The sequence below is a fragment of the Tropicibacter sp. Alg240-R139 genome, assembly GCF_900537075.1.
Lineage (GTDB): Bacteria > Pseudomonadota > Alphaproteobacteria > Rhodobacterales > Rhodobacteraceae > Falsiruegeria.
In genome coordinates this window covers 991,982-1,016,808 of sequence record NZ_UNRA01000002.1, presented here as the reverse complement: position 1 = coordinate 1,016,808, position 24,827 = coordinate 991,982, and the positions used below count along the sequence as shown (strand labels likewise).

Below are 24,827 nucleotides of genomic sequence, written 5' to 3'. Positions count from 1 at the left end.
TTGTCTGACTAGTTTTTCTTGAAAGCATCCATCAGGGCCGCACCCAAGGCACCGGTGTCTGTCCCTTTTGAATTTGATTTGGCCTGATGGTTGGTTTTCTGCGACCGTGGGCTCTTGTCGTGGGGTTTGCCGCGCGGTGCGGATTTATTGTTGCCACGATGTTCACCAGCAGACGCGCCGCCATCTTTGCGCATGCTCAACCCGATGCGTTTGCGGGGGACGTCTACTTCGGTGACGCGCACTTTGACAATTTGTCCGGTCTTGACCACCTCGTGGGGGTCTTTGACAAAACGGTCCGCCAACTGACTGACATGAACCAGACCATCTTGATGAACGCCAATGTCGACAAAGGCGCCAAAGGCCGCAACGTTTGTCACAGTGCCTTCCAGAGACATCCCCGGTTTGAGGTCTTTGATGTCTTCAATTCCGTCTACAAAGGATGCGGTGACAAAGCTGGGGCGAGGGTCGCGACCCGGCTTTTCAAGCTCTTCAAAGATGTCCCGCACAGTTGGAAGACCAAAGCTGTCATCTACAAATTGTTCAGCTCGCAACGACTTGAGCGCCCCTTCGTCGCCCATGATCTGGCGAATGTCGCGTCCGCAAGCCTGAACGATTTTTCTCGCAACCCCATAAGCTTCGGGGTGAACGGACGAGGCATCCAATGGCTCGCCGCCATCGCGAATTCGCAGGAAACCAGCGCATTGTTCAAAGGCACGCGGACCCAGACGGGGGACTTTCAGCAGATCCCGACGCGCGCCAAAAGCACCGTTTTGATCCCGATGTGCCACAATCGCCGCCGCCAGACCCGGCCCAAGACCTGAAACATGCGCCAAAAGCGGGGCAGAGGCCATGTTCAGATCAACCCCAACGGCGTTGACCACGTCCTCGATCACCGCTTCCAGCGATTTGCTCAGGCGGTGTTGATCCACGTCATGCTGATACTGCCCGACGCCAATGGATTTGGGCTCGATCTTGACCAGTTCCGCCAGCGGGTCTTGCAGACGCCGGGCAATCGACACCGCGCCGCGTAGCGACACATCCAGATCGGGAAATTCGCGGGCGGCCAGCTCCGATGCCGAATAGACCGATGCGCCTGCCTCGGACACCACGACCTTGGTCGGGACCTTGACCCCTTTGGGCAGCAGTTTCAGCGTGTCCGCCACCAACCGTTCTGTCTCGCGACTGGCCGTGCCGTTGCCGATAGCGATCAGTTCGATTCCATGTGTCGCAATCAGTTTCAGGATCGCGGCTTCAGATCCGCGAACGTCATTCTTGGGTTGAAACGGATAGAGCGTTTCGGTCGCCACCAATTTGCCGGTTGCATCCACGACTGCAGCTTTCACGCCCGTTCGAATGCCCGGATCCAACCCCAGAGTAGGACACGCGCCAGCAGGTGCTGCAAACAGCAAATCCTTGAGATTTCGGGCAAAAACAGTGATCGCGTCCTCTTGCGAGCGGCTGCGCAGATCGGCCATCAATTCGACCATCATCGACAACGACAGCTTCACCCGCCAGGTCCAGCCCGCCATCTTGCGCAACCATTTGTCGCCCGGCGCCTCGCTGCGGGTTTGCAGCTGTGCTGCGACGATAGCTTCGGCCCGCTCGGCCCCAGTTTCCGGGTCAGGGGCGACGTCCAGTGTTACGACCCCTTCTTTCGAGGCTCGCAACATGGCCAACGCTCGGTGTGACGGCACATCAGCCCATCGTTCGCGGTGGTCAAAATAATCAGAAAATTTGGCACCCTTCGCCTCTTGCCCGTCGATGAGTTTCGAGGTCAGGAACGCTTCGGTCTGCATGAACTTGCGCAGTTCGCGCAACAGGCCCGCGTTTTCGGTCAACCCTTCGGCGATGATGTCACGCGCCCCGTTCAGGGCGTCTCGTACCGTTGGAACCGCGTCTGACACATAAGATTCCGACAGTGTTTCAGGTGCTTGTGTGCGATCCGCCAGAATGGCCTCGGCCAACGGTTCCAGCCCGTTTTCCCGTGCGATCATCGCCTTAGTGCGGCGCTTGGGTTTGTAGGGAAGATATATGTCTTCCAGCTCAGCTTTGGTGTTGGCCAGCGTGATGGATTTGGCTAGGGCGTCGGTTAATTTTCCTTGATCCTTGATCGAGGACAAAATGATATCGCGCCGCGCATCCAACTCGCGCAGATAGGTCAGCCGATCGTTCAATAGACGCAGTTGGGTGTCGTCCAGACCGCCGGTCGCCTCTTTTCTGTATCGCGCAATGAAAGGTACGGTTGATCCTTCGTCCAACAATGTAACAGCGGCGCACACCTGTTCAGGGCGTGCGCTGATCTCGGTTGCGATGGTCTGGGCGATACGATGTCCGTTGTCCAATGCGGCCTCCCTAGGGTTTGGTCGGACATCCTTCTTACTCAGCCCGTCCAGGCACGCCAAGGGGGAATGAAACTTCAGCCGGCTTTCGCTGATCTCGTCTGTAGGACTGCAGCGATATGAACATCCACCGCACTGACCTGATCTGCGGTCAGGCGCAGTCCAAGCTTGGACCGGCGCCACAAAAAGTCACTCCCGCTGCGCACCCATTCATTGTTAATACACCAGTCCAATTCTCGTTCTGTGATGGTGGCTCCAAAGTCGGCCCCAAGCGCGTCGGCGCTAGTTGCATTGCCCAAGATGCTGGTCACTTCGGTGCCATAAGCACGCACCAATCGCGTGGCCCAATACTGATCCAGAAATGGGTATTGTGCGCGGGTCGAGGCGATCAGACTGTCCAAACCGTTAACGGGAAAGTCTCCGCCGGGCAGGGGGACCCCTGCCGTCCACTTTGGTTTGGTGCCAGGAAAGACTTCGGCCATCTTCTCTAACGCGGCCTCGGCCAGTTTGCGATAAGTGGTGATTTTTCCGCCAAACACGTTGAGTAGCGCCGCGCCATCCGATTGCTCCAGCTTCAGCACATATTCGCGGGTTGCGGCAGTCGCGGATTTGGCCCCGTCGTCAAACAGTGGACGCACGCCCGAATAAGTCCAAACCACATCATCGGAGGTCAAAGGCGCGTCGAAATACTGCGAGGCAAAGTTAAGCAGATAATCACGCTCGGCCTCGGTACATTCGGGTTTGGTGTCTGCATCTGCGTGATCTGCATCTGTTGTGCCGATCAGAGTAAACTCGCCTTCGTAGGGAATGGCAAAGATGATCCGCCCGTCGGTGCCTTGAAAGAAATAGGCTTTGTCGTGGTCAAACAGCTTGCGGGTCACGATATGGCTGCCGCGCACCAAGCGCACGCCATCGGTCGAATTGCTGCGCAGCGTATTCTGAATGATGTCGCCAACCCAAGGGCCGCCCGCATTGATCAGCATCTTGGCTTGGACAGATTGGCGCTGTCTGGTCGAGGTGTCTTCGGTGGTGATGGTCCACATCCCCCCGTCGTGTTCAGCGTTTACAACCTTGGTGCGGGTCATGATCTGTGCGCCGCGGGCTTTGGCGTCGCGGGCGTTCAGCACCACCAGCCGCGCGTCTTGTATCCAGCAGTCGGAATATTCAAACGCCTTGAGAAACTTGCCTTGCAAGGGACCCCCCGCCGGGTCGGTTTCCAAGTTCAGCGTGCTTGTCGATGGCAGGATCTCGCGTCCACCCATCGTGTCATACAAAAACAGCCCCAACCGCACCAACCAACTGGGTCGGCGGCCTTTCATCCAAGGCATGACAGCGCCCAACATGCGCGACACCGGCGTGTCACTTTCGAACCGCATGTCCGGGTGATAAGGCAGGACAAAGCGCATCGGCCAGCTGATGTGCGGCATTGCTTTGAGCAAAACCTCACGCTCAATCAGCGCCTCGCGCACCAAGCGGAATTCCAGAAACTCCAGATACCGAAGGCCACCATGAAACAACTTGGTTGACGCGGATGAAGTGGCCGAGGCCAGATCGTTCATTTCGGCCAGAGCAACTGAAAACCCACGTCCGGCTGCATCGCGGGCAATGCCGCAGCCGTTGATGCCGCCCCCGATGATAAAAACATCCAGCGGTTTGTTACCCTTCTGGGCCAATGCGTCAGCCTGCATTCAATTCGTCCAATATCAAAATTTCGGTCTGCCCCGTACGGGCAGCTTCAATAAATTCTAGGGGGGGGATTTGATCGGTCACAACATAGTCCAAATCTTGGACCGCGCAGATTCGGATCGGCGCAGCGCGTTCGAATTTCGAGCTGTCACATACCAGGATCTTGATGCGGGAATTGCGCAGGATGGCGCGGGCAACAGACACTTCGCGCGCGTCGAAATCCAAGATCGAGCCGTCGGCATCCAGGGCAGAGGCCCCAATCACGGCATAGTCGACCTTGTAGCGTTCGATGAACTCGACCGCGTCTTCGCCAACGATCGCGCCGTCGCTTTGCCGGACAGCCCCACCAACCAAGATCAGCTCCTTTGACTGGGTGTCGATCAGGATGTTGATTATGTTGATGTTGTTGGACAGAACCGTCAGGTCTTTGTGATGGCTGAGTGCCCTGGCGACCTGTTCGGTCGATGTTCCAATGTTCAGGCTGACCGAGCAAGCGTCGGGGATCAGGGACGCGGTCAGAAGCCCCATCGCCTCTTTCTCTTGACCTTTAAGTTTGCGCCGCTCGGCATATTCGCGGTTCGATACCTGATCGACTCGCACCGCGCCGCCGTGGGTGCGCGTTGCCAACCCCCGGTTGCTCAAGTCTCGCAGGTCAGCGCGGACGGTCTGGTTCGACACGCCAAATCGGGTCGACAGATCGTCGACGTTGACGCGTTCAGTCTCGCGTAGCAGTTGGAGGATCACGCTATGGCGTTCTTCGGCATCCATAATCGGCAGCCCTTGGTGTGTCACTGATTGCTAAATAGGCACCTGATTGGTGAATGTCACTACCGGATTTTCGAAATGCTTTCGTTATCTTTCGAACTTACCCTATTCACTTGCGGAAATAGGGCGCATTTTGGTGTGGTGGGACCCACTCAATCCACCGGAGTTGACATGGCAACAAAACTGCGGCTTGTTCAGCGCCGAGCCAGAGGCTTTTTCATCAAGCGAGGAGGGCATGACGCATGGGGATTCGATTCTTTTCGGACCGGAAACGACCGGTTCATATGGGATCATATCCGCTTGAGCGGCTCGCCCGGCGGACGGTCGTGCCGGATCTCTCGCTTGTTCCAACGATGCCTTCGCTCAGCTTTCATCGACCGGAACACCCCGAAAGTATCGTCAACGCGATGGGGGAATTTCAGGCGATGATGGATGCGATCCGCGACGGGTTCGCCAATAAGGCTAAATCTGACATTCCGGATGATCCTCAGGAACGGTCCAATCACCTCAAGGCCTTTGGATATTACAACGACGCGTCGATGGTCGGGATTGGGAGGTTGACGGCGGACGCGATCCTAGAGGTCCCGCGGCGAAACCCTGATATTGACCGCTTGGCTCATGAGCTCAAGACACGGCAAACCAAAACGTTCGCCTCTGGCATCGACATGATCATGGCCGACCTCAAAGAAAGCATCGAAGCACCGTCGACCCAAGTCGATGGGCATAGGAACGTCATCGTGTTCCTGTATGAACACACCCGCGATCCCCGACCAGATGAGCCAGGCAGTGACTGGATACAGAATGCGCAGGATCATCGCGCCTGTCTGCGTGCAACTGAAACGGCGGTGGTGATTGCCAACTACATCCGCCTGCTGGGGTTTGACGCGCGCGCGCACACGCTGACCACAAGCGAGGTTGACCTGGGACGATTTGCTGTTGCTGCCGGATTGGTCAGCATCGAGGAGGGGGCCTTGGTGGCCCCATGGCTGGGCACCCGCTTTGGTTTGGCTGCAATTACGACCGAGATGGAATTGGCCGCGGATCAACCGTTGGCACCGATGGCTGCGCAGCCGTGGTTCAAGACACAAGGCCCGGCCTGGTGGGTGGGTAAAGGGTTCGCCAAATCTGCGCTGAACCGCGATCCGTTTTCGCGTCGAAATTATGTAGATGGGGCGCATCCCTTCGAACGGCTCAAGCGCGTGGACACGCCAACCACCTACATTGACGAGGCAAACGTTGCTCGTGTCCCAAAGCGGGCCGACATGTTTGCACGCTCGTTGTTTGGTGACATGGGCAAAGGCAATCAAGAAGCCGCGCGTGGTGGTCATTACGTTCGCAAATCCGCACCAAGTTTTGCCCAACGCCGCGCCCTTGGCGCGTTTGTCCTGTTGCAGGATGGCGAGGCAAACACGCAAGGCACGCGGCCAACGCAGGAACAGCGCAACGCTGACAACCTCAAGGCGGCAAGTTATTTTCTGGGTGTCGACGCGGTTGGCACCAGCCGTTGCCCCGAGTGGAGCTGGTACAGCCACGACGCGGCGGGCCAACCGATCGAGCCCTCTCATGATCAAGCGGTGGGCATGATCATCGATCAGGGGTTCGAGACGATGGAAGGCGCCAGTGGCGATGACTGGATCGCTGTGAGTCAGTCCATGCGCGCATACTTGCGGTTTTCACTGCTGGGCGGTGTGATTGCCCAACAGATCCGCAACCTGGGCTATTCCGCCAAGGCGCACACTGTGATGGACGGTGAAGTGCTCCAACCGCCGTTGTTGTTGCTTGCTGGATTGGGAGAGGTCAGCCGGATCGGCGAGGTCATTTTGAACCCCTATCTGGGTCCACGCCTGAAGTCTGGGGCGGTGACCACTGACATGCCGATGGCGCATGACAAACCGATCGACTTTGGCCTGCAAAACTTTTGCAACTCGTGCAACAAATGCGCGCGCGAATGCCCGTCGGGAGCAATAACGGCCGGTCCTAAGCGGATGTTCAACGGCTATGAAATTTGGAAATCCGACAGCCAAAAATGCACCACATATCGGATCACGCAGCAGGGCGGCGCGATGTGTGGGCGCTGTATGAAGACCTGCCCGTGGAATCTGGAAGGGTTGTTTTCCCAAGCGCCGTTTCGGTGGGCCGCAACGAACATCCCATCCTCGGCGCCGATGCTGGCCAAACTTGATGATGCCGTTGGCAATGGTGGTCTGAACGAGGTCAAAAAATGGTGGTGGGATGTCGAGCTTGACGAAAGCGGCGGGTACCGGCGACCTAAACACGCGGTCAACCGGCGCGATCTGCAGCTTGATCTGGACTTGAAATACGAAGATCAGACGCTTGCCGTCTATCCCGCCCCGTTGGCGCCGCCTCCTTATCCGTATCCGTTCCCAATGGATCGCGAAGCGGGCATCGCGGCTTATGAAGCGATGATCTCGGCTGATGAGTACCAAGAGCGGTTGGCACGTGGCGATACGTCGATGGTGCACCGATACACCAACGACGGCGACGCGCCGGTGATCCAGGTGTCGATCAGCAAGGTAGATGAAATGACGGCAGACGTCACCAAATATGAGTTTTCGACGGTTGATGGCTCTCCTTTGCCCGAATGGACGGCTGGGGCGCATCTGGATGTCGTCGTAGCGCCGGAGTTTCTGCGGCAATATTCAATGTCGGGCAATCCCGCGGGGACCGGCACTTATCAGATCGGTGTCCTGCGCGAAGACGAGGGGCGGGGCGGATCGGCTTTGCTGCATCGGATCTTTTCTGAAGGGCGCAAGGTCTTCATCTCGAAGCCGATCAACCATTTCGAATTGGATGAGACCGCCAGCAAGACATTTCTGATGGGCGGGGGGATTGGCATCACCCCGATGATCGCTTTTGCGCATCGGTTGCATGATCTGGGGGCTGACTTTGAGCTGCATTATTCCGCCAGCCGCAAAGCAGGCGCGGGATACCTGGAAGATCTGGCGACGATGCCATGGGCCGACCGCGTGTTTCTGCACTTTTCGGATCAGGGATCACGGGCAGATTTAGACCAGGTGCTGTTGGGGTATCAATCAGGCTGGCATGTCTACACCTGCGGCCCTGATCGCTACATGGACGGGGTGATAGAGGCCGCTACCCGGCAAGGTTTCCCCGAAGAGGCGAGGCATCTGGAGTACTTCAGCGTGCCGGAACAGCCGGAATACGAAAATCATCCCTTCAAACTGAAACTCGCGCGATCAGGCAGGGTGCTGGACGTTCCTGCAGACAAGACGGCAGCGGAAGTTATGGTCGAGATCGGGTTGCCGGTGGATATCAAATGCTCCGACGGGATCTGTGGCGTGTGCAAATGCGGTTTGATCTCGGGCGAAGTGGAGCACCGGGATTTTGTTCTGTCGAACAAACAGCGTGAAACGGCGATCATCACCTGTCAGTCGCGCGCAGCCGAGCCTGATGGGACCATCGAAATCGATGCGTGAGCAGGGAGCTTTGCGATTCACAAGCGCTCCCGCCCGTCATCGATGTTTCTGACGAAACACCTCTTCCCGTTGGGCCGACGAAGTCGGGATCACTCGGGTGTGGGAGCTCTCGGGGTCAGTAAGGTAATCCGACATAGTTCTCGGCCAATGCAGCGCGTGCATTGGCCGATGACAACAGATAGTCCAACTCGACCTCGCGCAAGCGGCGGTCATAGGGGGTGTCGTCGGGAAAGCTATGTAACATCGATGTCATCATCCAGGAAAACCGCTGAGCTTTCCATACTCGGGCCAGTGCGCGCTCCGAATAGGTTTCAAGCCCGCCATCGTCCCCACTCAGGTAATGATCGACCAGCCCCTGATACAGGTAGTGAATGTCTGATGCCGCTGAGTTCAATCCACGAGCCCCGGTCGGAGGAAAGATATGGGCAGCGTCACCCGCCAGAAACAGGTTTCCATATCGCATTGGTTCGGCCACATAGCCGCGCAACGGTGCAATGGATTTTTCAATCGATGCTCCAGTCACCAGAGTCTCGCTCACCTCGTCAGGCAGGCGTCGCTTGAGTTCGCTCCAAAAGGCTTTGTCGCTCCAGTCATCGACGCTGTCGGTCAGGGGCACTTGAATGTAAAATCGGCTGAGGATCTGGCTGCGCATGGAGCACAAGGCGAAGCCGCGATCGCTTGACGCATAGATCAGCTCGGGCGACGCCGGTTTGGTGTGTGACAGAACGCCGAGCCAACCGAACGGAAACACCTTTTCATATTCGGTCAGCACGTCTTCTGGGATGGATTTACGGCTGACTCCGTGAAAGCCATCGGCGCCCACGACAAAGTCGCAATCGATCCGCAGGTTTTCACCGTTCTGCCGGAAGGTCACGTGGGGCGTGGTCGTTGTTAGGTCATGCAATTCAACGGTTTGCACATCATGCAGAACGATTCCGTTCATCTTGTCGCGCGCCTCGTACAGATCACGGGTCACTTCGGTTTGACCGTAAACTACGACTGAGTTTCCGTTCGTTGGTCCGCTCAGATCGATCCGGTGTTTGCGGTTGTCGCGCGCGATAAAGAACCCTTCGTGAATTTCGCCCTCAGCGTCCATCCGGTCACCGCATTGGGCCTCGCGCATCAGGTTGGCAAACCCATGTTCCAGCACACCGGCCCGGATACGGCCCAGGACATAGTCGCGGGTGTGCTTTTCCAGAACGATGGTGTCGATGCCCCGCACATGCAGCAGCTGTGACAGCAACAGCCCAGAAGGGCCACCACCGATGATGGCAACTTGGGTTTTCATGATCGCGTCTCCCTTGTCTGCAAGTATTCCCAACACAGCGAAGCAGTGGAATGGACAGGATTGGCCAAAACTTGCATAATTCGAACATGCCGGAACGACGCGATCCATCCCAAATTCAAGGCTATAACCTGTTCGGGGAAACCGCCGAGTTGCCAGATGTGATTCATTGTGAGCGTATTGAGACGCGTTCAAAGTTGCACAATTGGGAGCTTAAACCCCACCGTCATGCCCGCCTGCATCAGGTGTTGGTTCTGCAATCAGGTGGCGGGCAAGCCAACATGGATGGTCGCGTTCATGCGCTTGGTGCGGACCGGTTCGTAAATGTTCCGCAAGGCATTGTGCACGGATTTGGATTTGTTCCAGGCACTCAGGGTTGGGTTCTGACAATCACGGTAGAGTTGCTGGACGAGTTACTGCCCTCGGGCGAAGGCGTTCGGGCGGTGTTGAACACGCCAATTGTTCAGCCTGCAATCGCGGAAATGAAGGGCACAATGCAAAATGTCCAACAAGAGTTTGCGGGGCGTGCTTTTGCCCGGGCACAGATGCTGCGGTCTTTGACAGGGTTGTTGCTGGGGCAGGTTGCAAGACAGGCGCAAACAGACGTGCCAACCGGTGCGCCGCACAGGCCAGGTGGATTGGTGTCGCGGTTCGAGGCACTGATTGACGTCGAATTTCGCAATCAGATCAGAGTCGCAGAATACGCTCGTATATTGGCGGTTTCGCCCACGCATCTGAACCGTGTGTGCAAGAAGGAAACAGGGCGGGTTGCCTCTATGCTCGTTCGCGATCGTGTCCTACGCGAAGCGCGGCGGCAGTTGATTTTTACCAACCTCTCTGTGTCCCAGATTGCGTATGAGCTTGGATATTCCGATCCGGCGCATTTCTCACGTGTCTTTTCGGTCGGGGTGGGGTCTTCTCCACGCGCGTTTCGACAGAACACAGATCAAAACCGCGCTTAGCTTAGATCGGGCACCTGATCGGTATATATCCGTTGCATGCCCATCATCAGGCTTTGCCCGATGCGTCGTGCCATAAGATCGAATAGGCTGGCCTTGTTTGGAGGCAGAACCTCATGCGCTGTCGTCTCGAACACGGTTAGCCAGACGTCGAAGTGTTGCGGCGTGATCTCGGGCATGGCCAGATGGGTCTGCATCGGGTTGCCCTGATAGGCCCGGTCGCGCAGCATGACGTTGGCCCAGAAGTCTTCGATCTTGGCCAAATGGGCCGCCCAAACTGCTTCGTCTTTGCCGATATGTTGATGAAAGATTGGACCAATGGTGTCGTCAGCGCGAACCCGTGCATAGAACAACGTTAACAGCGCCTGAATGTCGGCCCGTGTAATGTTGGCCTTTGGAGATCGGTCTACGGTCATTTGAAGCGCCTTTTTGCTCAGTAATCTCTGGCTTGAAACTGTTGTAGACTCAATGCGGGGATTTGACCCGTGTTACATGCGACTTGGTTGCGAGCAACGTGATCAAATTTTACCAGATTTGTCGGTCTTAGGAAAAAACAGGAAAAAATATTTTGATCATATATGGATTCAGCTGGTGCAGGGGCGTAGGTTGACACAGGAATACGCACTGCCAGACATGAAACAGGATACAGAATGGATCTGCTGACGATCAATGACCAATCAGGTCGTTATCCCGGTTCTTATTATGCGGTCAACGCGCAGGCAAATGCGTTGGATGCACGCTCTGTGGCTACGGGCGACTTGCGGTGCGATGTCTGTGTTGTTGGTGGTGGTTTCACGGGGCTTAGCAGTGCACTGCATCTGGCGCAGCGTGGTTACGACGTGGTTCTGCTCGAGGCGCAGCGCGTAGGTTTTGGCGCATCGGGGCGCAATGGTGGCCAAGTCGGGCAGGGGCAGCGCGTCGAACAGGACGAGCTTGAAGGTATGGTTGGCCACGACCGTGCACAGGCTTTGTGGCAGATCGCCCGTCAATCTGTCGATCTGGTGCGTGAATTGTCTAAGTCCGATCTGGTGCATGCCGATTTTCACCCCGGAATCATTCACGCCGATCACCGGGCGCGGTATGTCAAACACAGCCATGATTACGTCAAACACCTGCAGGACAAATACGGATACACCAACATTCGGGCGCTGGATCGCGAAGAACTGCGGTATCTGGTAAACTCTCCCACCTATCACGGCGGCAGTATTTTCGAGGACGCAGGCCACATCGATCCGCTGCAATATGTCTTGGGTTTGGCGCGGATGGCAGAGGCTGCGGGGGTACGCATCTTTGAGCAGTCGCGCGTGACGGCGTTGCAAGAGGCGTCTCCGGCAGTTGTTACAACCGACACCGCCCGCGTCACAGCGGATCATGTCGTGCTGGGGTGCAACGGGTATCTGGGCAAGCTGAACGGGCATGTCGCCGCGCGGGTCATGCCGATCAACAACTATGTTGTCGCGACAGAACCCTTGGGACCGGAGCGGCAAGAAGAGCTTATTCGCAACAACCATGCTGTGGCGGACAGCAAGTTTGTGGTGAACTATTTTCGGTTCTCAGGCGATCACCGCCTACTGTTTGGTGGCACCGAAAGCTATCGTTACAAGTTTCCCAATGACATCGCAGCGGCCGTGCGTGTGCCGATGCTTGAGATATTCCCGCAGCTGAACAGCGTGCGCATCGACCACGCTTGGGGCGGAACGCTGGGGATCACGATGAACCGGATGCCGCATTTCGAACGGTTGCGCGGCAATATCCTGAGCCTTTCGGGGTTCTCGGGGCACGGCGTTGCAATGGCCTCGCTTGCCGGACAAATCGCGGCCGAGGCGATTGCAGGGCAGGCCGAGCGGTTTGATCTGATGGCCTCGGTCCCCACGCCCCGGTTTCCGGGCGGGGCTGCGTTGCGCTCGCCACTGCTTATCTTGGCGATGCTCTGGTACAGTTTCCGCGACAAGCTGTAACGCCGAGGGCATCAGATGAAACGCATCTACGAAGATATGGCGTATGGCGACCGCCCCATCCAGGAACGGTACTGGCCGTCAACGCTAGACACGGCGCCGCCTGAGTATCCCGAACTCGATAGCGAGCAGCGCTGTGAGTTTGCCGTTATCGGTGGCGGTTACACCGGCCTGTCGGCAGCGCTGACGCTGGCCGCCGAAGGGGCGGATGTGGTCCTTTTAGATGCCAATGTTCCGGGTTGGGGCGCATCGGGTCGGAACGGGGGTCTTGTTTCCGTCGGCAGCGCCAAGCTGGAGGACGAAGACGTCATTCGCAAATACGGTGCGTCGGATGCTCGGGTGTTCTTTGACGCCGAACGCGCCTCGGTCGATTTGGTAAAAGAATATCTGGCCGAGTTTGATCTGGACGTGGATCGCCATTCCAAAGGCTACACTTTTGTGGCGCACAAGCCCGGTGCGGTTGCGGCGGTCAAGGACTATGGCGCGGAATACACCAAGCGCTATGACCTGCCTTTCGAGTTCGTCCCCAAAGAGGAGATGGCGGCGCACGGGTTGAACAGCCCGGACTTTCACGGCGCGGTGCATCTGCCGATTGGCTTTGCGCTCAATCCGATGAAATTTGTCTTTGGTCTCTACAGGGCCGCCCAGCGACGCGGCGTGCGTATCTTCAGCAAAACCCCAGTGACTCAGATTGAGCAATCCGGCGGGTATGTCCTGCACACGCCAAAGGGACGTGTTCGCGCAAAGAAGCTGCTGGTGGGAACCAATGGATATTCCAGTGATGACATGCCGGGCGCGCTGTCCGGACGGTATCTGCCGGTGCAGTCCAACATCCTCGTATCCCGCCCGCTGACCGAAGATGAAATACAAACGCAAGGGTGGTGGAGCCGCCAGATGCTGGTCGATTCCCGAACCTTGCTGCACTATTTCCGTCTGTTGCCGGACAATCGGATGCTGTTGGGATTGCGTGGCTCGGTGCGTGTGACGGAACAGAACATGGCCGCAACCCGTGCCATCGCGCGTGTCGATTTTGATCGCATGTTCCCTGAATGGCACCATGTCGAGACGCCGTATTTCTGGTCGGGTCTGATCTGCATGACCAGAAACCTGGTGCCCTTTGCTGGGGCACTGCCGGGGATGGATGGTGCCTTTGCCGCCTTTGGCTATCACGGCGGCGGGGTGACGATGGCGAACTATGCCGGTGCCTTGATCGCCGATATGGCCATGGGCAAATCCCGCCGGCCGCACCCTGACCTGATGAAACGCGCGCCGCGACGGTTTGAATTGGGGCCGTTTCGCCGCGCGTCCCTGCCACCTGCCTTTGCGTGGTACAGGTTCCGTGACGCGATGTAGGACCTTACAGCAGCGGCAGTTGCACGGGGATTGGCGCATAGCCGGACCGGGTTTTCGCGTCTTTCATAGTAAGCAGCGCTTGAACGGCATCTGCGCGTGAGGGCATGTAATCAATGCGCTTGTTGCCGATATTGGCCCCAATGGGGCCGGATTCCTGTGTCAGACACCACTCACCAAACAGGGTCTCGGATACGCTTAGCACGTAGTACCGGCTCTGCCGTTTGACATGATTGATTCTTTCCAGCCGAACCTGCACGCTCGTTCCCCGTTGTTGGACACACTGTTTACGAAGGTAAACGCCCAGAATGAATGAGTCGCAAACAAGCCGATGCGGGAAATTCAAAAGGTGTGGCTTGCAGGTCAAAAGGGTAAGGCGTAGCTCTGGTAAAGCTTCATAGACTGTAGGTATGTCATGCTTTCAATTGGTGCATTGTCTCGACAAACTGGGACCAAAGTTCAAACCATTCGCTATTACGAACAGATCGGCTTGATGAATGAACCTGGCCGCACGTCAGGCGGGCAGCGGCGGTATCACATGGCGGATCTGGATCGTTTGGCCTTTATCCGGCACGGGCGACAGCTTGGGTTTTCGCTGGACGCAATCCGCGAGTTTCTGGACTTGTCGGATAACCCGGAACAATCCTGCAGCCGGGTCGATTCCATTGCGCAACGGCAGTTGGTGCAGGTCCGTCAGCGTATCCTTCGCCTACAGGCGCTAGAGGCAGAGCTCGAGCGGATGATCGCAAACTGCGATGGCATTTCAGGGCTGGATTGCAACGTGCTGAAAGTGCTCAGCGATCATTCCGAATGCCTGACAGATCACGACAGAATCGGCGAATGATAAGGGTCTGCCAGTCAGGGAACTGGCGGACCCAAGGGCTTAAATCACCCGATCGCGGGGCGTCCGCCCGGCAAAGAAGTCATCTAGATTGTCCAGCACACGGAACCCCATGGCCTCGCGCGCCTCGCGGGTGGCGCTGCCCAGGTGGGGCAACATCACCAGATTATCGCAGCCTGCAAGGTTCGGGTTGATCCGGGGTTCGCCGTCGTAGACGTCAAGGCCGGCACCGGCGATGACATCGAACCACAGCGCTTGGGCCAATGCGTGTTCGTCCACGACCTCACCCCGCGCGGTGTTGATCAGGAATGCACCCTGCTTCATCAGGTCAAGCCGACGCCCGTTGATCAGATGCCGGTTGGCCGGTCCACCGGGGCAATGCAGCGAGACGAAGTCGCATTGCGGCAGCAAGGCGTCAACGTTGTCGACCTGGATCGCGTTGAATTGCGCCAGCACCTTGGGGTCCACAGCAGACCGGTTCTGCACCAGAATTTTCATCCCGAACCCGTGGTGGGCGCGTTTCGCCATTTCCTGACCAATGCGGCCAAATCCGATGATGCCCAGCGTCTTGCCGCTGACCTTGGTGCCGATCAGATGCGTCGGACGCCAGCCGCTCCACTGACCATTGCGCAGCTCGCGTTCCCCTTCGGAGGCACGCCGCGCCGCCATCAACATCAGGGTCATGGCAATGTCGGCGGTGCATTCGCTGAGCACATCCGGCGTGTTGGTCACGGTCAGCCCCAGATCACGGGCGCAACCCTCGTCAATGTGGCTGTAGCCGACACCGTAGTTTGCCAGGATACGCGTCCGTGCCTGAGGCATATCCAGCGCCTCGGCCCCCAGTTTGTCGGTCACTGTCGGCAGCACCGCGTCATAGGTTTTGAGCGCATCGCGCAGCTCTGGCGCGGCCAACGGCTGATCGCCTGTGTTGAGCACGACGTCATAGTCCTCGGCCAAGCGCGCCTCGACGGCGGCGGGCCAACGGCGGGTTACAAAAACGCTGGGTTTCACCATCATGCGGTCTTTCTCATGACGTTTGCGATTGTTTCCCCGATGACGGCGGGGTTCTCGGCGACTGTCACACCGGCGGCGGACAAGATCTCCACCTTCTCGCTGGCGCTTTCACCAAAGGCCGAGATGATGGCGCCTGCATGGCCCATGGTCCGTCCTTTGGGCGCGGTCATGCCCGCGACATAAGCGATGACCGGTTTGGTGATGTGGTCGCGAATGTATTCTGCCGCCTCTGCCTCTTGCGGGCCTCCGATCTCGCCGATCAGGGCAATCACGTGGGTTTCGTCATCTTGTTCAAACCGCTCCAGAATATCCTTGAATGACGAGCCGTTGATCGGATCACCACCGATACCGACCGAGGTTGAAACGCCCAGACCAAGCTCTTTGAGCTGCGCCGCGGCCTCATATCCAAGTGTACCCGAGCGCCCAACAATGCCGACATTGCCAGGCAGATAGATGTGGCCTGGCATGATCCCCAGCAGAGCCTTACCGGGGCTGATGGTGCCAGCGCAGTTCGGGCCGGTCAGCACCATGCGCTTGTCCTTGGGATAGCGGTACATGTAGCGTTTGACCCGGATCATGTCCTGCGCCGGGATGCCGTCGGTTATGCAGACGCAGTACCGGATGCCTGCGTCTGCGGCCTCCATGATCGAATCCGCAGCAAAGGGCGGCGGCACAAAAACCAGGCTCGCTTCGGCGCCGGTGGCGGCGATCGCCTCTTTCACGGTGTTGAACACCGGCACGCCTTCGACCGTCTCGCCGCCCTTGCCGGGGACAACGCCGCCGACAACATTGGTGCCATAGTTCATCATGTCCCGTGTATGGAACGTCGCCATCCGTCCGGTGATGCCCTGAACGATGACTTTGGTATCGCGATCTAGAAGAATGCTCATTTGACAGCCCTCACTCTGGTGGCCTGAGACAGGTCGTTTTTCCATGCGCCCACCGAGCGTTCGGCGGCTTCCATCAGGGTTGTGGCGCGGATGATGGGCAGGCCGGATTTGGCCAGGATCTTTTGCCCTTCTGCCACATTGGTTCCGGCAAGGCGGACGATGACGGGCACGTCGACCTGCACCTCTTTCAGCGCCTGAACCACACCTTCGGCGACCCAGTCGCAGCGGTTGATACCGGCAAAGATGTTGACCAGAACGGCCTGCACATTGTCATCCGACATTACCAGACGAAAGGCTTTGGCCACCCGCTCGGGCGTGGCGCCACCGCCGATGTCGAGGAAGTTTGCAGGCTCGCCCCCGGCCAGTTTGATGGTGTCCATCGTCGCCATCGCCAGACCGGCACCGTTGACGATGCAGCCGATGTTGCCATCCAGGCCCACATAAGACAGGCCCCGATCTGCCGCGCGGCTTTCGCGGGGATCTTCCTGGCTTTTGTCCCGGAACTCGGAAATCTGCGGGTGACGGAACAGCGCGTTGTCGTCGAACGTCATCTTGGCATCCAGTGCAAGAATGCGGCTGTCGCCTGTGATCACCAGCGGGTTGATTTCAACCATCGTGGCATCCAGCTCGGTGAACGCGCGATAGCAGCCCTGAAGCGTGCGCACCATTTGCGCAGTCAGTGCCGGGTCGATGCCAAGGGCAAAGGCAATCTCTCGCGCCTGAAACTCTTGCAAACCAACGGCGGGTTCAACGGTCGAACGCACGATGCTGTCGGGTTTCTCTGCCGAGATATCCTCGATCTCCATCCCGCCTTCGCCCGAGGCGACGATCATCACCCGCTGGCTGGTGCGGTCCAGAACAAAGCCCAGATAGATCTCGCGATCAATCGGCACGCCTGCTTCGACGTAGACGCGGTAGATGCCCTTGCCCTCGGGCCCGGTCTGATGCGTCACCAGTTTCCGGCCAAACATCTCTTCGCAGGCAGCCTGGATTTCGGTGTCGGTCGAGCACAGCTGGACCCCACCTGCCTTGCCACGGCCACCAGCGTGAACCTGCGCCTTGACCACCCATTTTTCGCCGCCCAATTCGCGGGCACGATAGGTGGCCTGTTCAGGGCTATAGGCGATGGCACCGGGCGGTACCTCGACGCCGAAACCGGACAGGATGTCCTTGGCTTGATATTCGTGAATGTCCATTGTCTCACCTTACGCTGCGAGTGCTTGCGAGTAGCGGTTGCTTAGAAGGGTTTCGATCTCGGTCAGATCGACATGCGCGCCCAGATCGTTCAGGGCCTGACCAAACCGCAGGGCGATGTCAGTGATCGCGCGCTCGGACAGCAGATTCAGAATGCCGACCCGCACCTGAACCGGCTCCGACAGGGTGGGCCAGATGCCGAACCCTTGCGCGCGGCAGGCCTGAACCAGTTCCATCTCGCGCCCCTTAAAGGTGGTCGGCAGGTCCAGAACCAGCAGGCTTGTCATGTCTGAGGTTACATCGCAGCCCATCAGGGTGACGGCTTCGCGCAGGATCGCCTCGTGCCGGGTGTATTCAGCGGCGCGGTTGGCAACGCCGACTTCCAGTGCGATCCGCAATGCCTCGTGAAACGCGGCCACGGCATAGCCCGAGTGTGTGCGATGATAGATGCCTTTTTCGGCATCCTGCCCGTCGATGATAGCCCAGTGGCGGGCTTCCAGGATCGGGTGATGGGCATAAGTTCGGGCGCCGGTAGCCTTAAGCACGTCGATGTAGCGATCTGAAAAGCTGACCGGAGCGTAGGTTAGCGGCAAGCAGGCGACGCCCTTTTGCGGGCAAGACGCCCAACCGACGATGCCGGGGTAATCATCAATCGCAAAGTCCGACACTCCAAGCGAGGACACGGCATCGACGAGGCCCATGGCTTCGGTTGCTTCGCAGAAATCGGACAGGGCCCGGATGTCGTTGATCCGACCCGAGCCGGTTTCCCAATGCGCCATAAAGGCCCATTTGGGTTTGTGCTCGGTAAGCGCGGCCTCGATCACGTCGCGTGTCACGGATGTGCCGTGCGGCACGTCAATGGTCACGACCGATGTAGCCTGCGGGTTCAGCGGGTCAGCGGCCAATTCTTCGGCGGTGGCGGCTTTCATCCGCAGCGTTTGACCGTCGATGCCTGAAAAGGTGCCATTGACAAAAGCTACAACCGTGTCTCCCGGCTGCACTGCACTGAACATCGCGTCCAAACCGCTAAACCCGGTTCCGGCAACGCCGAAGGTGTAGGTGTTCGCCGTGCCCCACAGCGTGCGCAGCATGTGCTTGCATTCGATCATACCCCGCAGGACGTCAGCCTGCATGTGATCGGCCAGCCCGGCGCCAGCAAACCGGGCAAGGACCCGTGTGTCAGTCTGGCCGGGGCCGGGACCTGCGGCAATCGTCTCAGGGATGTCGAGAGGGGGAAAGACGGTGTGCGCGTTCATCAATTGACCTCAAGTTCCGGACCCCGATCAGGGGGTGTTTGATTGTTGAGACGAGCAAAAACCCGATTGAGTTTTGCCACAACGCCCGTTAATCCTGCTTATGGGTAGCTATATGGATAGGAAAATGCCTATCCTTTTGTGCAAGAATACAAAGGTATACCAAATTGACACCTACCCGAACGGGTAGGTGATGGGAAAATGAGCTGAAAATGCAAGATCTTGCCGCACCTGCAAAGACAATCGACGTGATGCTTGCGAACAGCAATCCGCTGGTCCTGTCCGCCATGTCCGAGATTTTTGACCGCGATCCGCGATTCTCGCTGGTGGCGACGTCTGCCACGGCCGAGGGGTTTCTGGGCACAGTGATGCGCGTGCCGGTTCAAGTCGGCATCATCGACTGGGATTTACCGATTCTGGGCGCCGCAAAGCTGATCGAGGTTCTGCGCGATCAGGTCAATGCGCCCCGGTTGGTCGTCTATGGCGATGGCAACCGCGATCTGCCGCGTTTGGCGATGACGGCGGGGGCGGCTGGATTTGCCGATCGGGCCGGTGATGTCGAGGGGTTGTTGGCGACGTGCGCTGACGTTGCGGCGGGCAAAATGGTGTTTCCCTACATCGACGTGCGCGAGCTGCAAAAGGACCCGATCCATAGCCTGTCGCGACGCGAACGGACGATGCTCGAGGCGCTGTCCAAAGGGCTGACAAATCGCGAGCTGTCCAAGGAGCTGGGGATCACCGTCAACACGGTCAAATTCCACCTCTCGAACCTCTTCGAAAAGCTCTCGGTCAAGAACCGGGCGCAGGCCATCGCGTTTTACTATTCCTCGCGCCTTCCGGGCGAGAGTTCCGACTCCGATTGATCGGAGGAATCATCTTTCAAATGTATGCAATTGTGCGCAATAAAATTTCTTGACAGCGCACGATTCTCGCTCCTTTTGTGGCCGTCACGTCAACTGACCAGATCAAAAAGGAGCGGTCACAGATGAGTTTTCTCCCCATCGAACAAGCCCCGGCACGGCTTAATCGCAGCGAATTAGCCATTCCTGGCTCGCAGCCTCAAATGTTTGAAAAAGCTGCTAAATCAGACGTCGATGTCATCTTCTTGGACCTCGAGGATGCGGTTGCCCCGGACGAAAAGGCACAGGCCCGCAAGAACATCATCGCAGCCCTGAATGACATCGATTGGGGCACCAAGACGATGTCGGTGCGCATCAACGGATTGGACACGCACTACATGTATCGCGATGTGGTCGACGTGGTTGAACAGGCAGGCGAGCGGCTTGATCTGATCATGATTCCCAAGGTCGGAACGGCTGCAGATGTCTATGCCGTGGACATGTTGGTGACCCAGATCGAAGATGCCAAGGGACTGAAAAAACGGATCGGTCTTGAGCACATCATCGAGACCGCTTTGGGCATGCAAAATGTCACCGAAATTGCGGCTGCATCCAAGCGGAACGAGAGCCTGCATTTCGGGGTTGCCGACTATGCCGCCAGCACCCGGGCGCGGACTACGATCATCGGTGGTGTGAACCCCGATTATTCTGTCCTGACCGACCCGATGGACGACGGCGCGCGCATGAGCCATTGGGGCGACATGTGGCACTACGCGCTCGCCCGCATGGTGGTCGCGGCGCGGGCCAACGGGCTGCGTCCAATCGACGGCCCCTTTGGTGATTTTCAAGATCCCGAAGGATACAAGGCTGCGGCCAAACGCGCGGCCGTTCTGGGCTGCGAAGGCAAATGGGCGATCCACCCCAGCCAGATTGCGCTGGCCAACGAGGTCATGTCACCCAGTGACGCCGAGGTCACCAAGGCGCAGCGCATTCTTGAGGCCATGGCCGATGCCGAGGCTGCGGGCAAGGGCGCGGTGTCTTTGGATGGTCGCCTGATTGACTATGCTTCGATCCGTCAGGCCGAAGTTCTGGTGGAAAAAGCACGTCAGATTTCAGGCGCTTAACAGAACTTTCCCGATGTCCAGTTTTAGCTGGGCATCGGTGATTTGGACATTCAACTCTGACGTCCGTCCCACGGTGGTCTGTTTGAACCCTTCCATTTTTTTAACAGCATGCGCGAGGCAGCCAATCCAATCCACGATCCAGCAGCTTGCGCTGCACTCGACCGGGGTAATCGGTGACGATGGCGTCGACGCCCAGGTCAATCATACGGTCGATGTCGTTTGCTTCGTTCACCGTCCAGACAGCGACGATCAGACCCAGGTCTTGTGCTCGCATCACAGTATCCGCCGTGACATCCAGAAAGTAGGGACACCACAAACGCCCGCCCGCTTGGGATACCAGATCGGGCAGCGTGTGATAGGAGTCGCGCGTGATAACTGGCCCGGCCTGGGTCGCCTCGTCTTCACCAACGTCAGCGTCGTTTTCCGGTAGTTGGGTCAGGAATGACGTTGGCATTTCAGGAGCTTGCGCAGCACATTCCTGCAGCAGATCCCAGTCAAAACTGTGCATCAACGTTCGCTTGGTCAGCCCCGCTGTCCGCACTTCATCGACAATTGCTGCTACGATCTCAGCGCGAGCCTGAGTGTTTTTCAGCCGATCTGGGTCTGATTTGATTTCGAGCATCAAATGGATATCGCCGTGTCCGGGCCGATTGATCAGCGCGCACAGATCCGACAATCGCGGAATACGTGCGCCGTTCAGATAGGCTTGATCCGGGAACCGCTGTCCGTAAGCGCTCTGTCCATCCAGACCGCCAACGTCATATGCGGCCAGATCTTTCCAGGTGAGCGACGAAAGCTTGGGTTCGTCCCCCTCTATCCAGTTCCCTGATCCATCTCGCGCCACCGATCGTGTCAGGTGGTGGTTATGAGTGATGACCGGAACTCCGTCGCGGGTGATGGCGACGTCAAACTCCAGCAGTTTCACACCGCAGGCGAGGGTGAACTCGAACCCTTGCATCGTGTTCTCGGGCATGACACCGCGCGCACCGCGATGGCCAACAAGGCGGATAACGCCGTGCCCGCGCTGAAAGGCTGCCAGCTGCGGAAACTCTGTCATATGGCCAGCCGTTTTTCGGTTTGCAGATCGAACAAATGAACCAGATCTGGCGCGATCCGGAACCGGTGTTGGCTGTCTCCATCCGCTGTTACATGCCCCGCCACCGAGGCAACCATCGCGTGATCGGTGCCGCTGAGGGTGCCGTGCAACAACGTGTTGGCGCCCAATTGCTCCACCATTTCAACGTCGATAGAGATTGCTCCAGCGTCATCCGGGATCAGGTGTTCGGGCCGCAGACCGATCAGGACAGAACCCGAATGGCCCCCTAAAGAGGTCGAAACCTGTGCATCGTTGGGCAGTGTGGCCACGCCATTGTCTGATGTGGCCGGAACAAAGTTCATCGCAGGGCTGCCAATGAACCCGGCCACAAACACCGACGCAGGGCGATCATAGAGTTCGATAGGCGTGCCAAACTGCTCAACATAGCCACCGTTCAGAACCATCAGTCGATCACCCAATGTCATCGCCTCGACCTGATCGTGGGTCACATAGATTGAGGTTACGCCAAGGCGTTGCTGTAGCTTGCGGATCTCTAGGCGCATCTGCACACGCAGCTTGGCGTCCAGATTCGACAGTGGTTCGTCAAACAGAAACACCTGCGGATCGCGCACAATCGCGCGACCCATTGCAACCCGCTGACGTTGACCACCAGACAGTTGGCGGGGTTTGCGGTCCAGATACTCGCGGATTTCCAGGATGTCGGCTGCCTCTTCGACGCGGCGGTTGATCTCGGCCTTGGACAGTTTCCGGATCTTCAGCCCATAGGCCATGTTTTCGCGCACGCTCATATGCGGATAAAGCGCGTAGTTTTGAAACACCATGGCGATGTCACGGGCGGATGGCTCTAACTCGTTCACCCGCTTGCCACCGATCTGGATTTCGCCAGAAGATACGGTTTCCAGCCCTGCGACCATGCGCAACAAGGTGGACTTACCACAGCCTGAGGGTCCGACGATGACGATGAATTCGCCATCGTTTATGTCGCCCTCAATGTGGTGCAGGACTTCGGTCGGGCCATAAGATTTGGTCAGATCAGTAAGTTTGATGTCAGCCATTCTTTGGGCGTCCTATTTGTCGGTTTCGGTCAAGCCCTGCACAAAGAGCTTTTGCATCGAGATCACGACGAAGATCGGGGGGATCATCGCCAGTAGCGCGGTTGTCATGATGATGTTCCACTGAGGGCTTTGTTCAGCTGCTTCAAGCATCTGCTTGATCGACATGACAATCGTTGTCATCGACGTGTCGGTGGTGATCAACAGCGGCCAGAGGTATTGGTTCCAGCCAAAGATGAAGAGGATCACAAACAGTGCCGCGATATTTGTCCGGCTCAGCGGCAACAGGATGTCCCAGAAGAACCGCATCGGCCCAGCCCCATCAATCCGCGCGCTTTCCAGCATCTCGTCGGGGACTGTCAGGAACACCTGTCGGAACATAAAGGTGGCGGTGGCGGATGCAATCAATGGGATCGACAGGCCCCAATAGCTGTTGAGCATGCCAAGGTTTGCGACCACCTCGAATGTGGGCAGAATGCGCACCTCGACAGGCAACATCAGGGTGATGAAGATCATCCAGAAACAAGTCATGCGGAACGGGAATTTGAAGTAGACGATCGCAAACGCCGACAGTAGCGAGATGGCGATCTTTCCCAGCGAGATCATCAGCGCCATCGACAGGCTGTTGAACAGCATCAGCCAGACCGGGGCTGTCTCTGTACCGCTTAGACCTGTGCCAAACAGGGTCTGTTTCAGGTTGATCCACAGCTGGTTACCGGGCCACAGCGGCAGCGGGGCCTGCGCCATCCGAATTTCGTCATGAGTGGCAGCGACAAAGGTGATCCAGATCGGCAGGGCGATGGCAATGACGCCGAGCACCAACACAAGGTGGGTGATGAAATTTGCAAGGGGGCGGTTCTCAACCATTAGTATTCCACCTTTCGTTCGACATAGCGGAACTGGACGACGGTCATCGCAATGACCAGCACCATCAGGATCACGGACTGTGCAGCCGACCCGCCAAGGTCGAGTCCGACAAAGCCGTCGTTGAACACCTTGTAGACAAGGATCGTAGTGGACGAACCGGGGCCGCCTTGAGTCACCGCGTGGATGATCCCGAAGGTTTCAAAGAAGGCATAGACCATGTTGATCACCAGCAGGAAGAACGTGGTGGGTGAGATCAGCGGAAAGATGATCGTCCAGAACCGGCGACCGGGTCCGGCCCCGTCAATAGCGGCGGCTTCGATCACCGAATTTGGGATCGACTGCATCGCGGCCAGATAGAACAGAAAGTTATACGCCACCTGTTTCCACGCGGCCGCCAAGATCACCAGCGTCATGGCTTGCCCGCCATTTAGATAGTGGTTCCAGGTGATACCAAGGTGTTTCAGGAAATAGGTCAGAATGCCGAGCGTCGGGTTGAACATAAACACCCACAGCGCCCCGGCCAGAACAGGGGCAATCGCATAAGGCCAGATCAGCAGCGTGCGATAGAACATCGCCCCGCGCACGACCCGCTGAGCAAAGCCCGCCAGGATCAACGCAAACCCCATCGACAGGGCGGCGACCAGAACGGAAAACACCGCCGTACGCCAGAACGCGGCGTGGTAGTGTGAATCTTCCCACAAAACCTGAAAGTTTTCGAACCAGACGAATTCAGACCCCAGGCCAAAGGCGTCTTCGATCAGAAACGACTGATACATCGCCTGGCTTGCGGGCCAGATGAAAAAAATCAGCGTAATGGCCAACTGTGGCGCCACCAGCAGATAGGGCAGGGGTGACGATGGAAAGTGAACGCGTTTCAGCATGGTATTGCCTGTTCGAAT

21 protein-coding genes are annotated in these 24,827 nt (G+C 57.7%); 7 read left to right on the top strand and 14 right to left on the bottom strand.

Annotation, left to right across the window (positions count from 1 at the left end; genetic code table 11):
• Positions 1-8 precede the first annotated feature (8 nt).
• The 3 genes from G6R15_RS12550 to G6R15_RS12540 all read right to left on the bottom strand — a co-directional run bounded on the left by G6R15_RS12550 (position 9) and on the right by G6R15_RS12540 (position 4,793).
• Entirely contained in the window at positions 9-2,342 is a 2,334-nt protein-coding gene (locus G6R15_RS12550; RefSeq protein WP_164660165.1) for a Tex family protein, read from the bottom strand.
• A gap of 74 nt (positions 2,343-2,416) precedes the next feature.
• A complete protein-coding gene (gene glpD, locus G6R15_RS12545) occupies positions 2,417-4,027 on the bottom strand; it encodes a glycerol-3-phosphate dehydrogenase (RefSeq protein ID WP_164660164.1) in 1,611 nt (536 codons plus the stop codon).
• Positions 4,017-4,793 carry a DeoR/GlpR family DNA-binding transcription regulator gene (locus G6R15_RS12540; protein WP_164660305.1) on the bottom strand — a complete coding sequence of 259 codons (777 nt, stop codon included), beginning with the start codon at positions 4,791-4,793 and terminating at the stop codon, positions 4,017-4,019. Before G6R15_RS12540 ends, glpD begins: the two co-directional genes overlap by 11 nt.
• 239 nt (positions 4,794-5,032) lie before the next feature.
• On the opposite strand from G6R15_RS12540, the gene G6R15_RS12535 reads away from it, so the two are divergent.
• Positions 5,033-8,248: a 4Fe-4S dicluster domain-containing protein gene (locus G6R15_RS12535; protein ID WP_164660163.1), complete on the top strand. Its 3,216-nt coding sequence runs from the start codon at positions 5,033-5,035 to the stop codon at positions 8,246-8,248.
• 115 nt (positions 8,249-8,363) lie between these two features.
• On the opposite strand, the gene pobA is transcribed toward G6R15_RS12535, so the two are convergent.
• Positions 8,364-9,536 carry a 4-hydroxybenzoate 3-monooxygenase gene (gene pobA, locus G6R15_RS12530; RefSeq protein WP_164660162.1) on the bottom strand — a complete coding sequence of 391 codons (1,173 nt, stop codon included), beginning with the start codon at positions 9,534-9,536 and terminating at the stop codon, positions 8,364-8,366.
• Positions 9,537-9,622: 86 nt separating this feature from the next.
• Here pobA and G6R15_RS12525 point away from each other — a divergent pair, with 86 nt between their 5' ends.
• Positions 9,623-10,495: a helix-turn-helix domain-containing protein gene (locus G6R15_RS12525; protein ID WP_240336749.1), complete on the top strand. Its 873-nt coding sequence runs from the start codon at positions 9,623-9,625 to the stop codon at positions 10,493-10,495.
• Here G6R15_RS12525 and G6R15_RS12520 read toward each other — a convergent pair.
• Entirely contained in the window at positions 10,492-10,908 is a 417-nt protein-coding gene (locus G6R15_RS12520; RefSeq protein ID WP_164660160.1) for a group III truncated hemoglobin, read from the bottom strand. The two genes, G6R15_RS12525 and G6R15_RS12520, sit on opposite strands and share 4 nt — an antisense overlap.
• 234 nt (positions 10,909-11,142) lie before the next feature.
• Between G6R15_RS12520 and G6R15_RS12515 the strand changes: the two genes are divergently transcribed.
• Together G6R15_RS12515 and G6R15_RS12510 are read left to right on the top strand one after the other, a co-directional pair.
• Positions 11,143-12,450, top strand: a complete 1,308-nt coding sequence (locus tag G6R15_RS12515) for an FAD-binding oxidoreductase (RefSeq protein ID WP_164660159.1) — start codon at positions 11,143-11,145, stop codon at positions 12,448-12,450.
• A gap of 15 nt (positions 12,451-12,465) precedes the next feature.
• A complete protein-coding gene (locus G6R15_RS12510; RefSeq protein WP_164660158.1) occupies positions 12,466-13,800 on the top strand; it encodes an FAD-binding oxidoreductase in 1,335 nt (444 codons plus the stop codon).
• A gap of 4 nt (positions 13,801-13,804) precedes the next feature.
• On the opposite strand, the gene G6R15_RS12505 is transcribed toward G6R15_RS12510, so the two are convergent.
• A complete protein-coding gene (locus G6R15_RS12505; RefSeq protein WP_164660157.1) occupies positions 13,805-14,056 on the bottom strand; it encodes a WGR domain-containing protein in 252 nt (83 codons plus the stop codon).
• A 156-nt stretch (positions 14,057-14,212) separates the two neighbouring features.
• Between G6R15_RS12505 and G6R15_RS12500 the strand changes: the two genes are divergently transcribed.
• The gene (locus tag G6R15_RS12500) at positions 14,213-14,641 is read left to right on the top strand and encodes a helix-turn-helix domain-containing protein (protein ID WP_164660156.1); all 429 of its coding nucleotides are present in this window, start codon (positions 14,213-14,215) and stop codon (positions 14,639-14,641) included.
• A gap of 39 nt (positions 14,642-14,680) precedes the next feature.
• On the opposite strand, the gene G6R15_RS12495 is transcribed toward G6R15_RS12500, so the two are convergent.
• Genes G6R15_RS12495 through G6R15_RS12480 form a run of 4 tightly spaced genes read right to left on the bottom strand, consistent with a single transcriptional unit; the run spans position 14,681 to position 18,992 of the window.
• A complete protein-coding gene (locus G6R15_RS12495; RefSeq protein WP_164660304.1) occupies positions 14,681-15,652 on the bottom strand; it encodes a D-glycerate dehydrogenase in 972 nt (323 codons plus the stop codon).
• Positions 15,652-16,542 carry a succinate--CoA ligase subunit alpha gene (gene sucD / locus G6R15_RS12490; RefSeq protein ID WP_164660155.1) on the bottom strand — a complete coding sequence of 297 codons (891 nt, stop codon included), beginning with the start codon at positions 16,540-16,542 and terminating at the stop codon, positions 15,652-15,654. Before sucD ends, G6R15_RS12495 begins: the two co-directional genes overlap by 1 nt.
• Positions 16,539-17,738 carry a malate--CoA ligase subunit beta gene (locus G6R15_RS12485; RefSeq protein WP_164660154.1) on the bottom strand — a complete coding sequence of 400 codons (1,200 nt, stop codon included), beginning with the start codon at positions 17,736-17,738 and terminating at the stop codon, positions 16,539-16,541. Before G6R15_RS12485 ends, sucD begins: the two co-directional genes overlap by 4 nt.
• A 9-nt stretch (positions 17,739-17,747) precedes the next feature.
• Positions 17,748-18,992, bottom strand: coding sequence for an alanine--glyoxylate aminotransferase family protein (locus G6R15_RS12480; RefSeq protein WP_164660153.1), 1,245 nt, complete (start codon positions 18,990-18,992; stop codon positions 17,748-17,750).
• A 209-nt stretch (positions 18,993-19,201) separates the two neighbouring features.
• Here G6R15_RS12480 and G6R15_RS12475 point away from each other — a divergent pair, with 209 nt between their 5' ends.
• Positions 19,202-19,852 (top strand): LuxR family transcriptional regulator, encoded by a 651-nt coding sequence (locus G6R15_RS12475; protein WP_240336748.1) that lies wholly within the window; start codon positions 19,202-19,204, stop codon positions 19,850-19,852.
• Between the two features lie 122 nt (positions 19,853-19,974).
• On the top strand, positions 19,975-20,952 hold the full coding sequence (locus G6R15_RS12470; RefSeq protein WP_164660152.1) for a CoA ester lyase: 978 nt from the start codon (positions 19,975-19,977) through the stop codon (positions 20,950-20,952).
• Between the two features lie 100 nt (positions 20,953-21,052).
• Here G6R15_RS12470 and G6R15_RS12465 read toward each other — a convergent pair whose 3' ends face one another.
• Genes G6R15_RS12465 through ugpA form a run of 4 tightly spaced genes read right to left on the bottom strand, consistent with a single transcriptional unit; the run spans position 21,053 to position 24,809 of the window.
• Positions 21,053-22,009 (bottom strand): glycerophosphodiester phosphodiesterase family protein, encoded by a 957-nt coding sequence (locus G6R15_RS12465; protein WP_164660151.1) that lies wholly within the window; start codon positions 22,007-22,009, stop codon positions 21,053-21,055.
• Positions 22,006-23,064, bottom strand: a complete 1,059-nt coding sequence (locus tag G6R15_RS12460) for a sn-glycerol-3-phosphate import ATP-binding protein UgpC (protein ID WP_164660150.1) — start codon at positions 23,062-23,064, stop codon at positions 22,006-22,008. Before G6R15_RS12460 ends, G6R15_RS12465 begins: the two co-directional genes overlap by 4 nt.
• A gap of 12 nt (positions 23,065-23,076) precedes the next feature.
• Positions 23,077-23,928: a sn-glycerol-3-phosphate ABC transporter permease UgpE gene (ugpE, locus tag G6R15_RS12455; RefSeq protein ID WP_164660149.1), complete on the bottom strand. Its 852-nt coding sequence runs from the start codon at positions 23,926-23,928 to the stop codon at positions 23,077-23,079.
• A complete protein-coding gene (gene ugpA, locus G6R15_RS12450) occupies positions 23,928-24,809 on the bottom strand; it encodes a sn-glycerol-3-phosphate ABC transporter permease UgpA (RefSeq protein WP_164660302.1) in 882 nt (293 codons plus the stop codon). The genes ugpE and ugpA overlap by 1 nt, the downstream gene beginning before the upstream one ends.
• Positions 24,810-24,827 lie beyond the last annotated feature (18 nt).